This is a genomic window from Staphylococcus sp. MSU001, from assembly GCF_052976705.1.
Window position 1 is genome coordinate 1 of the sequence record NZ_JBRIKK010000031.1, and the last position, 12,547, is coordinate 12,547.

At 31.7% G+C, this 12,547-nt stretch carries 12 protein-coding genes; 9 read left to right on the top strand and 3 right to left on the bottom strand.

Annotation, left to right across the window (positions count from 1 at the left end; all coding sequences use genetic code 11):
• Nucleotides 1-145 precede the first annotated feature (145 nt).
• From mecA to pepF, 3 genes are all read left to right on the top strand, one after another.
• Entirely contained in the window at nt 146-868 is a 723-nt protein-coding gene (mecA, locus tag ACVBFA_RS11020; protein ID WP_002491607.1) for an adaptor protein MecA, read from the top strand.
• Between the two features lie 94 nt (nt 869-962).
• Nucleotides 963-1,943, top strand: coding sequence for a competence protein CoiA (locus ACVBFA_RS11025; RefSeq protein ID WP_164539703.1), 981 nt, complete (start codon nt 963-965; stop codon nt 1,941-1,943).
• Nucleotides 1,944-1,992: 49 nt separating this feature from the next.
• Nucleotides 1,993-3,801, top strand: a complete 1,809-nt coding sequence (pepF, locus tag ACVBFA_RS11030) for an oligoendopeptidase F (RefSeq protein WP_002446073.1) — start codon at nt 1,993-1,995, stop codon at nt 3,799-3,801.
• A gap of 463 nt (nt 3,802-4,264) precedes the next feature.
• Here pepF and yjbH read toward each other — a convergent pair whose 3' ends face one another.
• From yjbH to ACVBFA_RS11045, 3 genes are all read right to left on the bottom strand, one after another.
• The gene (yjbH, locus tag ACVBFA_RS11035; RefSeq protein WP_126122605.1) at nt 4,265-5,062 is read right to left on the bottom strand and encodes a protease adaptor protein YjbH; all 798 of its coding nucleotides are present in this window, start codon (nt 5,060-5,062) and stop codon (nt 4,265-4,267) included.
• A 22-nt stretch (nt 5,063-5,084) separates the two neighbouring features.
• Complete coding sequence (locus tag ACVBFA_RS11040) at nt 5,085-5,450, bottom strand: truncated hemoglobin YjbI (RefSeq protein WP_447158845.1); 366 nt, start codon at nt 5,448-5,450, stop codon at nt 5,085-5,087.
• An 81-nt stretch (nt 5,451-5,531) separates the two neighbouring features.
• Nucleotides 5,532-6,122, bottom strand: coding sequence for a CYTH domain-containing protein (locus tag ACVBFA_RS11045; protein ID WP_038813180.1), 591 nt, complete (start codon nt 6,120-6,122; stop codon nt 5,532-5,534).
• A 284-nt stretch (nt 6,123-6,406) separates the two neighbouring features.
• Here ACVBFA_RS11045 and ACVBFA_RS11050 point away from each other — a divergent pair, with 284 nt between their 5' ends.
• From ACVBFA_RS11050 to ACVBFA_RS11075, 6 genes are read left to right on the top strand one after another with little or no spacing between them, the layout of a single operon-like run.
• Nucleotides 6,407-6,754: a UPF0738 family protein gene (locus ACVBFA_RS11050; RefSeq protein ID WP_002457169.1), complete on the top strand. Its 348-nt coding sequence runs from the start codon at nt 6,407-6,409 to the stop codon at nt 6,752-6,754.
• 16 nt (nt 6,755-6,770) lie between these two features.
• Nucleotides 6,771-7,406, top strand: coding sequence for a GTP pyrophosphokinase (locus ACVBFA_RS11055; protein ID WP_002457168.1), 636 nt, complete (start codon nt 6,771-6,773; stop codon nt 7,404-7,406).
• Between the two features lie 13 nt (nt 7,407-7,419).
• The gene (locus ACVBFA_RS11060; protein WP_001829306.1) at nt 7,420-8,229 is read left to right on the top strand and encodes an NAD kinase; all 810 of its coding nucleotides are present in this window, start codon (nt 7,420-7,422) and stop codon (nt 8,227-8,229) included.
• Entirely contained in the window at nt 8,226-9,080 is an 855-nt protein-coding gene (locus ACVBFA_RS11065) for an RluA family pseudouridine synthase (RefSeq protein WP_002475129.1), read from the top strand. Before ACVBFA_RS11060 ends, ACVBFA_RS11065 begins: the two co-directional genes overlap by 4 nt.
• A 24-nt stretch (nt 9,081-9,104) precedes the next feature.
• Nucleotides 9,105-10,490 (top strand): magnesium transporter, encoded by a 1,386-nt coding sequence (mgtE, locus tag ACVBFA_RS11070; RefSeq protein WP_002475133.1) that lies wholly within the window; start codon nt 9,105-9,107, stop codon nt 10,488-10,490.
• A 9-nt stretch (nt 10,491-10,499) separates the two neighbouring features.
• Nucleotides 10,500-12,344 (top strand): monovalent cation:proton antiporter family protein, encoded by a 1,845-nt coding sequence (locus ACVBFA_RS11075; RefSeq protein WP_070592491.1) that lies wholly within the window; start codon nt 10,500-10,502, stop codon nt 12,342-12,344.
• Nucleotides 12,345-12,547: the final 203 nt, after the last annotated feature.

Consider the following 12,547-nt stretch of genomic DNA (forward strand, 5'->3'; position numbering starts at 1 on the left):
GTTTTTTGTTATAAAAACAGGGAATATGTTAAAATAGATGTCCAAATGAATAATAGTTAAATTTAATCAAACAAATAAATTGTAATTTAACCTCCGTTCTAATACAATATGGTTACTATTCATCGACTGTAAGGAGTGAGATGATATGAGAATAGAACGTGTTGATGATACAACAGTAAAATTGTTTATAACATATAGTGACATTGAAGCACGTGGTTTTAGTCGTGAAGACCTATGGAGTAACCGTAAACGTGGTGAAGAATTCTTCTGGTCAATGATGGATGAAATTAATGAAGAAGAGGATTTTGTAGTTGAAGGTCCGCTTTGGATTCAAGTACACGCTTTTGAAAAGGGTGTGGAAGTGACAATTTCTAAATCAAAAAATGAAGATGCTATGAATATGTCAGACGATGATACAAATCATCAATTTGATGATCAGGTAAATGAATTATTGGCTCAAACACTTGAAGGTGAAGAAAGTTTAGAAGATTTATTTGAACAACGTAAACAACAAAAGAAAAACCATCAAGATAAACAACAAAAACGTGCGCATAAGCCATCAAATGTGAGAAATATTATAGTGAAATTTGACGATTTAGAGCAAGTTATCGACTATGCTTATCATAATAATCAAAACACTGATGAATTTGAAGATTTATTATATATGATTGATAATAAATATTATTACTCAATTCATTTTGATGATTCGGTTTCACAAGAGATGATTAACGATAGTTATAGTCAGTTATTGGAGTTTGCTTATCCAACTGATAAAACAAATATATATTTAAACGACTATGCTAAGATTATTATGAGTCACAATGTTACTTCTCAAGTACGTAAATACTTTACTGATACAAATGAATAATAATGATTTAAAAGGTGCCATTGGGCACCTTTTTTATTTTAAAAAGTAAAACTATGATGTACTCCGTTATTAATAATGGGGTGAGGAAATGTTAATGGCAATCAATCATCAAGGTCAGAAAATTTTAGCGCAACATGCAAATAAATTTGATAAATACCAATGTCCTCACTGTAAGTCTGAGGTGATACTCAAGCAAGGAATGACTTTAATAGCCCACTTTGCGCATAAAACACGTTTTAATCACCACTGTTCAAAATCAGAATCAGTTGAACATTATGAAGCAAAGTTATATTTAGCAAGAATTTATGAAGCTTTGAATTTCAACGTGGAAATTGAACCTTATTGCAAAGAAGTTTTGCAATATCCAGATATTGTGATTAATCAAAAAAATGCAATTGAAGTTCAATTTTCTAAAATAAGTATCAGTAATATTATTCGTCGAACAACTGGTTTAAAGCGAATAGGTTTGAATGTGATTTGGATTATTAAAGATGTTCCTTTGAAAGATAAATACGTTAAATTATCACCATTTCAAAGTGCTTTTATTCATCCAATTAATAGAACATTAGTAACATGGGATTCAAAAAAGTTTGTATTAATATTATATAGTCATCTTCAACATGTAGGCGGTAAAAATTTTGTTGCACAAAGAAAAGTTTTAAAATTTGAGGATATAATAAATATGACTTTTCAATCAAATAATGTTCCCAAATTTAGGTTGTCTGCTTCTAATATACAACGTTATATAAACTATTGTAGAAAGCGCCACAGTGTTTTAGAACCTACACTCAGTGCCATGTATCAATTAAATATGTGTGATTCTGATGTAATTTCTAAATTAGGATATGTTGTACCACATCAAATATATTTAATAACGCATCCAATAGAATGGCAATTAAAATATCTGTTGCTAAGAAGAACATTAAATGATAATGAATTATGTAAACAACTTCTTAATAAAGTTAAGTTTAGGGTGTTTGCAACGTTTCAATACGACAAACGTCAAATATTAAACACTATTTTACGTGAATTTGATTATTTATATGAACACGAAGGCTTAAACGTGCAAAAGTAGTGCTAAAATGAGAAAATTAAGCTATTAGATTATTAAGGAGGTTTACATTATGAGTCAACAATTAACAAGAGAAGAACAGGAACGTAAATATCCTGAATATACATGGGATTTAACAACTATATTTAAAAGCGATGAAGCATTTGAAGAAGCTTTTAAAAGTATTGAAGCTAAAATAGGTGAAGAAGAAAAATTTAAAGGTCATCTTGGTGAAAGTGCCGAAACACTATATGAAGCGCTAAGTCTTGAAGACGAGCTAGGTACAAAATTAGAAAAGGTATATGTATACGCACATTTAAAACAAGATCAAGATACTGCAAATGATAAGTATACCGGTTTAGAAGCACGTGCACATCAACTTGTTATTAAATATAGCTCTGCATGGAGTTTTTTAGTACCTGAAATTTTACAACTAGATGAAGCTACTATTCAATCTTTTATCGATTCTAATGATGATTTAAAACGATATGAATTTGATTTGAAATTGATTAATGAGAAACGTCCGCATATATTAGATGCGAATACAGAAAAGTTATTAACAGAAGCACAAGACGCACTTTCTACGCCTTCTAATGTATATGGAATGTTTAGCAATGCAGATTTAGAATTTGAAGATGCTATAGATAAAGATGGTCAAGCTTATCCTTTAACACAAGGTACATTTATCAAGTATTTAGAATCTGATGATCGTGAGTTAAGAGCTTCTGCATTTAGAAATGTTTATAAAGCATACGGTGCGCATAATAACACACTAGGTGCTACTTTAGCTGGTGAGGTTAAGAAAAATGTATTTAATGCTAGAACGCATCATTATCGTTCAGCACGTGAAAGAGCTTTAAGTAATAATCATATTCCAGAAGCTGTTTACGATAACTTAATCAAAACGGTCCATAAATACTTACCATTATTACACAGATACACGAAGCTTAGACAAGAGTTATTAGGTTTAGACGATTTAAAAATGTATGATCTTTATACACCACTTGTTAAAGATGTTAAATTTGAAATGCCATATGAAGAGGCAAAATCTTGGATGTTAAAAGCACTTGAGCCAATGGGAGAAGAATACTTAAACGTGGTTAAAGAAGGTTTAGATAATCGTTGGGTCGATGTATATGAAAATAAAGGTAAACGTTCAGGCGGATATTCATCTGGTGGGCATTTAACTAATCCTTTCATATTACTTAACTGGTCTGACACTGTTTCTGATTTATATACTTTAGTACATGAATTTGGCCACTCTGCACATAGTTACTTTAGTAGACAAAATCAACCATCAAATTTAAGCGATTATACAATCTTTGTCGCTGAGGTTGCATCAACTTGTAATGAGGCTTTACTTAGTGACTACATGGACAAACATTTAGATGATGAACGACGTCTATTGTTACTTAATCAAGAATTAGAACGATTTAGAGCAACACTATTCCGTCAAACCATGTTTGCTGAATTTGAACATAAAATACATCAAATAGAAGAAGCTGGGGAACCGTTAACGCCAAACCGTATGAATGAAGAATATGCTAAACTTAATAAATTGTATTTCGGCGAAGCGGTAGAAACTGACGAAGATATCAGTAAGGAATGGTCACGTATTCCTCATTTCTATATGAATTATTATGTATATCAATACGCTACTGGTTATAGTGCGGCGCAAAGTTTAAGTCATCAAATTTTAACTGAGGGTCAACCTGCTGTTGAACGTTATATCAATGAATTCTTAAAAAAGGGTAGCTCAAACTATCCAATCGAAATATTAAAAAATGCAGGTGTTGACATGACAACACCTCAACCAATAGAGGAAGCTTGTGAAGTATTTGAGCAGAAATTAGATGCTTTTGAAAAGTTAATGAAAGCTTAGCAGAATTGAATTCGCTTACAATATGAACAGATTGTGACAATTTGATTTTATGAATAAACAAGGGTTGAAAAGGATATTTTACCGTGTTATATTATGAACATGAAATTAATCACATAACAAACATACCCCTTTGTTTGAAGTGAAAAATTTCTCCCATCCCCTTTGTTTAGCGTCGTGTAATCAGACACGGCGTTTTTTTATTTGAAAATTTTTAAATTGAATATAAAAATTGTTGCTATACATCATATATACATTATTGTGTATATTTTTAATGAAAAAATACATCAGTAAATATTAAAAAACGCCTATGACAACTATTCGTGTCATAGGCGATTTTTTAATTTATAGATAACTGAGTTAAAAACAAATGTGAAATATTCTTTTTATACTCGAGAGTCCACGCTATCGTAATTAAGATTTATTTTTCAAAATGAAATTTGTATAGCTCTCATCATATCTATCATTAACACTGAGGCATTTTAGACTTCCAAAATTCTCCCTCTGGATATTGCAACTTTTCAACTTTTTGTTGAAGTGTGAGTTTCTTTAATTCTTTGTTTAATAATTTTTCAGGCCATTCATAAATTGTTAAAAGTTCTTCCATTGTTACTAGTTGTTTCTTTTGAATGTAGTATTCTAATTTTGGAGGAAGATTTTTCTCTATAGGTTGTCCCATTAACTCATTAATAATGTAAGTATAGATATGATAAGGATATAATCCTTCGACTTTTAAACCTTCTTCATGAACATTTTCGCTGAAAAAAACAAGTGAGGGAGCTTGTTCTATTTCCATTTCTCTTGCAATGTGAAGATCAACTTTCAAGCTGTCAGTCAACTTGTCCTTTTGCAAGTCTTCTTTAAAAACATGATAGTCAATACCGGCATTATTAATACAATCAGAAATCATATCTTCGGTAATAATATCACGTTTTGGAATGATTTCATTTTGCATTAAATGTATAAATCTTTCTGCTCTGATGCGACCTTGAAGTTCAGCGGCTTTATAGGCAAGTGCAATATTGTCAAAATCCGAAGTACTTTGAGCTTGACACTTAGTTAATACCTTTAAAGAAGGGTTTAAAATATGTCTTACCTTTATATATTTATTATATTCAATTCTTAATTTTGATAAGATTGCAGATAATTTAAAACAATCTTTACTAAAAGGATCAAAAAAAGAATAGATTTCTATTTTGCTAACAGGTGATAGATTAGTATCTTCACGACTCTTATTCTCCATGATTCTTAATTCTTCAGCCATGTATTTTCACCTACAATTAAATTTAGGAATTTACCATGTGATGTGCAGTAAGTCTTAATCGCTCAAACAAGTAATCGCCTACACCCGCAGGAAGTTCTGCGTGTTGAATAGCAGTATGCATGTTCTCAAGCCATGCATCACGTTCATACTCACTAATTGTAAATTCCATATGTCTTCGTTTTAACATGGGATGACCATGTTCTTGTGTATATAAGTCAGGACCTCCAAGAAACTGTGTCAAAAATTGTTTCTGCTTTCGACTGGTTTCTTTGAAATCGCCTGAGAATAAATGATTGATACGAGAATCTTTCTCGACAAGTTGATAGAAATAATCAATCATTTGATACAAGGCTTTTTGACCAATCAACTCATATGGTGTTTTAGACATAATATCACCGTGTTCCATTAATATATATCTAATATAACATGAATTTTTACATTTAAAAGTAATTTGCCTTATCGACAACTGTTACTTTTTATTGCTTACATTTTGTTTTTCTTGAAAAAAACGTTGCACCTTATTCAAAGGTTTTTGATGTTGAAGATTAAAATGTTGAAGTAAACTTTTAAATTTTGAATATCCCTCATCATAAGAATGAACTTCAAACTCTAATTCATAATCAGTTTTGCCGAGATATTCACTCTTATCTAATACTAGTAATTCATTTTGATAATCAGTTTCTAAACGATAGGTAGTTAAGTTTCCTAACACTTTAAGCTCATTTTCTAAAATATTAAAGTCGTGTTCTAAAATATTTTTAATATCTTTGGGTAATTGAGAGAGTTGAAGTGACATATCAAGTTTAGGTTCTATATTTACTGAGTGATTATATTCTGTTAATCCAACTTCAGCAGGGATTTTTAAAGTCATCTCATACATATCATCTTTGACTCTTATACGCAAAGCAGCCTGATGTTGCTTTAATTTAAAATTCTCTGTGTCGATATAGAAATTAGTTTGCTTAAAAGGTGATTGATTTTTGAAATAGAGTTCATAGATTTTTGAGTAAGTATCTTGATTTAGTATTTGTTTAAATTCAATCTCATTATTCGTAGACATAAAAGTCACCTCTATCAAGTTTTAGCTATTGTAAATTTAGCATGTCTTATTATGATGAATTTTGATTTATAATTAAAGTCAAACACTATAGGTAAAAGTTGAAACTTAAATTGGCTAGGTGAGTTAGAAGATCAAAAGATTGTGGTAATCACTAAATCATCATAAAAGAATGAGTAATGATAACAGTAAAAACATGAGAGACTAGAAGATTTTTTCTGTGAGTTGTAGCGTGTTTTGATAGGTTGTAATATGTTAAACTAGTATGGAATAAGGAGGAAACAAGCATGCGTATTTACATAAATGAAATTAAATTAAAAGATGATGGCGTTTATTGCTTCTCAGAGGAATCTACAGAAGGATTAGAAGAGGTAGGTCAAATGCTTGTTGATAGTGATAATTATGGTTTTGCTTATCTTTTAGATGATGGACAATCTTATTCATATTTGATTTTTGTTCAGGAAACATGGTCGATGTTGCATGAGAATAGAGATAAAAAAATCATTATTAATAATCATTTAGAACTTAAGCATTTTCAGGAAGAATTAGATTATGTTTTGAATAACATAGAAGGAAACAATAACTATGGTAAGGAGTTTGTTTCAGCTGTTGAAAAAACTTTCGAACTAGAGTGAAGCGGAGTGAAACAAAATGAACCAGTGGGATCAATTTTTAACGCCATATAAGCAAGCTGTCGATGAGTTAAAAGTAAAACTTAAAGGATTAAGAAAACAATACGAAGTGGGAGAACATAATTCTCCAATTGAATTCGTGACTGGAAGGGTAAAACCTATTTCAAGTGTTATAGACAAAGCGAACAAAAGGGGTATCCCTTTTGATTGTTTACATGAAGAAATGTACGATATTGCTGGTCTTAGAATTATGTGTCAATTCGTGGATGACATTGACATAGTTGTTGATATATTAAGACAACGTCAAGATTTCAAGGTTATAGAAGAAAGAGATTACATTCGAAATACAAAAGAAAGTGGCTATCGTTCTTATCACGTGATAATCAAATATCCTATTGAAACACTCAGTGGACAAAAGCACATATTGGCTGAAATTCAAATCAGAACCTTAGCAATGAACTTCTGGGCTACAATCGAACATACATTAAGGTATAAATATGATGGGGCATATCCAGATGAGATTCAACATCGTTTAGAGAGAGCAGCAGAAGCGGCATATTTATTAGATGAAGAAATGTCCGAAATTAAAGATGAAATTCAAGAAGCGCAAAAGTATTACACGCAAAAGCGTGCTAAGAAACATGAAAATGACTAATGAGGTGTAAATCATGCGTTATACAATCCTTACTAAAGGTGATTCAAAATCAAATGCATTAAAGCATAAAATGATCAATCATATGAAAGATTTTCAAATGGTAGAAGATAGCGAAAATCCTGAAATTGTCATTTCAGTTGGGGGAGATGGAACGTTATTACAAGCTTTCCATCAATATAGTCATATGTTATCCAAAGTTGCTTTTGTCGGGATACACACCGGTCATTTAGGATTTTATGCAGATTGGTTACCTCATGAAGTTGAAAAGCTTATTATTGAAATTAATAATTCGGAGTTTCAAGTTATTGAATATCCACTCTTAGAATTAATAGTCAGGTATAACGATAATGGTTATGAAACGAGATACCTTGCTTTAAATGAAGCAACAATGAAAACTGAAAATGGCTCAACATTGGTTGTAGACGTCAATATAAGAGGTAAACATTTCGAACGATTTAGAGGAGATGGGTTGTGTATATCTACACCTTCGGGTTCGACAGCTTATAATAAAGCTTTAGGTGGTGCGCTCATACATCCATCACTTGAAGCGATGCAAATTGCTGAAATTGCATCTATTAATAATAGAGTGTTTAGAACGGTAGGCTCGCCATTAGTACTTCCTAAACATCATACGTGTTTAATTACGCCGGTAAATCACGATACGATTAGAACCACAATCGATCATGTTAGCATTAAGCACAAAAACGTCAATGCAATACAGTATAGAGTTGCTAATGAGAAAGTGCGTTTTGCTAGATTCCGTCCATTTCCGTTTTGGAAAAGGGTACATGACTCATTTATTTCTAGTGATGATGAACGATGATTTTAACATATCAAATTGTACAGTCAGAACCAGTGAAAACTTTTTTGAAAAATCAAGATTATTCTAAACGCACGTTGAGCGCCATTAAATTAAATGGCGCTTTACTATTAAACGGTTCACCTGTAACTGTCAGACATGTTATGGACAAAGGTGATAGATTAGAAGTTCATTTTCCAAGTGAAACACCAAGTGAGAATTTGATTCCCTACGATAAGGAATTAGAAGTCATTTATGAGGATGCGTATTTGATAATTGTAAACAAGCCACAAATGCAAAATTGTGCACCTTCTAGAGAACACCCCCATGGCAGTTTAGTAGAACAAGTGCTTGCTTATTATACAAAAAAAGGCGAAAAAATAAATCCTCATATTGTGACTCGACTTGATCGAAACACTTCAGGTTTAGTTGTATTTGCTAAATTTGGACATGTACACCATTTGTTTTCAAAGGTAAAATTTAAAAAAGAATATGTCGCCTTAGCCTATGGCCAAACACAATCTTCAGGTGTTATTGAAGCGCCTATTGCAAGGCTGAGTGATAGTATCATTAAGCGAGAAGTTAATGAAAAGGGGAAGTATGCAAAAACAGTCTATCAAAAGCTTATGCAAAATGAGACTGCTAGTTTATGTAAGATTAAATTGCTTACTGGAAGAACGCATCAAATTCGAGTTCACTTTGGGTATATTGGTCATCCATTAATTGGTGATGATTTGTACGGTGGAAATCATCCTTGCGTTCATGGACAAGCGTTACATTGCTGTTCAGTAGAATTTATCCACCCCATATACAGGTCTCATTATCTGATAAATGTTGATTACAAACAATTAATTAAATTATTCAACATGGTATAATAAATATGTTTTGGAGGTGTTAACATGTCTAACGAAACTGAAATGAAAGACAACGTTCGTGAAGACGTATATGATAAAGAATTATTTGATCGATTATTAGATCAAAATGATATAGATGAATTCAGAAAAGAATTTTTAGAATTACATAACTATGAGCAAAGTGAATACTTTGAAGATACGGATGATGGAAATAGACAAAAAATATTTGAGTTTTTATCACCCAAAGAAGTAGCAAATTTCTTTGATCAATTAGACTTTGATGACGATGATTATGAGAGTCTTTTTGATAATATGGACGCTACCTATGCTAGTCATGTCTTAGAGGAAATGTCTTATGATAATGCAGTAGATATTTTAAATGAGTTATCTAAACCTAAAGTGGCGAGTTTGCTAACATTAATGAACAAAGATAATGCTAATGAAATCAAAGCTTTATTACATTATGAAGAAGATACTGCCGGCGGTATAATGACTACGGAGTTTATCTCTTTAAAATCAACTACACCTGTTAAAGAAGCGTTAATTCACGTAAAAGAACAAGCGCCTGATGCTGAAACAATATATGTTATATTCGCAGTAAATGAAGATGAACAACTTGTTGGTGTTCTATCACTTAGAGATCTTATTGTAGCTGAGAATGATGCATACATTGAAGATGTTATGAGTGAACGTGTCATCAGTGCTAATGTCGGTGATGACCAAGAAGATATCGCTCAATTAATGAGAGACTACGATTTTATAGCAGTTCCAGTTGTAGATTATCAAAATCATTTACTAGGTATTATTACTATTGATGATATCCTGGATGTTATGGATGAAGAAGCAAGTGAAGACTACTCACGATTAGCTGGGGTATCTGACATTGATTCTACAAGTGACTCAGTGTTTAAAACGGCGAGTAAAAGGTTACCATGGCTCATTGTGTTAACATTTTTGGGTATGATCACTGCTACTATATTAGGTAGTTTTGAAGATACATTATCTCAAGTGGCATTACTTGCAGCATTTATTCCAATTATAAGTGGTATGTCAGGAAATTCTGGTACACAATCATTAGCCGTTTCTGTCCGTAATATATCTACTGGAGAAATAAATGAACAGAGTAAATTTAAGATTGCATTGCGAGAAGCGGGAAGTGGTTTATTATCTGGTATTGTTTGTGCAGTTATCCTTTTCTTAATTATTGTCGTCATATTCAGACAACCGTTATTAGCTTTAATAGTAGGTGGAAGTTTGACATGTGCAATGACAGTAGGTACATTGGTTGGTTCAATGATTCCTTTAGTCATGAACAAATGTAAAATTGATCCTGCTGTTGCAAGTGGTCCTTTTATTACAACAATTAATGACATTGTGAGTATGCTTATTTATTTTGGATTAGCTACATCATTCATGTCATACCTAACATAAGGAGGTCACATGGAATTCTTATCATTAGTTATAGTCGTAGTAGCTGCATTTATGACTCCGATCATTGTGCATCGTTTTAATATAAACTTTCTTCCTGTTGTTGTAGCTGAAATATTGATGGGGATTGTGATAGGACACTCTTTTCTCAATTTAGTGGAAAGAGATGCATTTCTTAATATTTTATCTACGCTTGGGTTTATCTTTTTAATGTTTTTAAGTGGTCTAGAAATTGACTTTAATGCATTTAAAAAGGATTCACGTCCAAGACAAGGAGAAGATAAACATGAAAAGGATGTACCTGGTCATCTTAAGCTGGCACTGACAGTATTTGCATTTATTATGATGATTTCCGTTGTTTTAGCTTTTGCATTTAAATGGTTAGGATTAGTTAATGATGTCCTTTTAATGGTGATTATCATTTCAACAATTTCTTTAGGAGTTGTAGTACCGACCCTTAAAGAAATGAATATTATGCGTACAACGATAGGACAATTTATTTTACTAGTAGCTGTATTAGCAGATTTATTTACCATGATTTTACTTACTGTTTATGGTGCCATTTATGGTGAAGGTGGTAGTACGATATGGCTTACAGGTATTTTAGTCGTATTTACAGTTGTTTTTTATGTAATTGGTGTGTTATTTAAACGTATGTCCTTCTTACAAAAGTTAATGGATGGTACAACGCAAATAGGTATTAGAGCGGTTTTTGCACTTATTATTTTATTAGTAGCACTTGCTGAAGGTGTTGGTGCTGAATACATATTAGGTGCATTTCTTGCTGGTGTTGTTGTTTCTTTACTTAAACCTAATGAAGAGATGGTAGAAAAATTAGATTCCTTTGGTTATGGTTTCTTTATTCCAATTTTCTTTATCATGGTAGGCGTCGATTTAGATATCCCAAGCTTAATTAAAGAACCTTCATTGTTACTCATTATACCTGTACTCATTTTTTCATTTATTATTTCAAAACTGATACCCGTATTTTACATTAGACGCTGGTTTGACACTAAAACTACAATCGCTTCTGCTTTCTTGCTTACATCAACTTTATCACTTGTTATAGCTGCGGCTAAAATTGCTGAAAAATTAAAAGCGATTTCTCCGGAAACTTCCGGCATTTTAATTCTTAGTGCTGTAATCACATGTGTCTTCGTACCCGTGATATTCAAGAAGATGTTCCCAATTCCTAATGAAGTGGGGCGCCGCATAGAAGTAAGTATGATTGGTAAAAATCAATTAACTATTCCAATAGCACAAAATTTAACTTCTCAATTATATGACGTTTCTTTATACTATCGAAAAGATTTGAGTGATAGTAGAAAGCTCTCTGACGATATTACTATGATAGAAATAGCAGATTACGAAGAAGATTTACTAGAACGCTTGGGACTTTTCGAGCGAGATATTGTTGTATGTTCTACGAATGATGACAATATAAATAAAAGCGTTGCGTTAATGGCTAAAAACCACGGTGTTAAACGTGTTATATGTCGACTTGAAAGTACAAACGAAGATCCAACATTGAAACATCAAGGTATAGAGGTGTTTAGTAATTATTTAAGTAATAAAATCTTATTAAAAAGTTTAATAGAAACACCTAATATGTTGAATTTATTAAGTAATGTAGAAACATCTCTATATGAAATTCAAATGTTAAATTATCAATATGAAAATATTCAATTACGTAACTTCCCATTTGGTGGCGATATTATTTTTGTTCGTATTATAAGAGATAATGATTCAATCGTACCTCATGGTGATACACAGTTACGATATAAAGATCGTTTGATTGTGACGGGAACTAAAGAATATGTAGATGAATTAAAGCAAGAATTGGAATTTTATTATTAAACATGGCATTGTTTGTGTTTTTATAAGGTTCGGTTATGTACGTTATTGTTATTATTTATCTAAGATAAAAAGTTAAATGTATTTTAATAAGCATCATAACTTAGAAATAAATTGTTTAAAAGTTTTGTTTCAATGTTGACGTCTCTTTTTCGATAACAAAAAGTATTAAGCACTTTTAGTCAGTTGCTTAATACTTTTTTTAC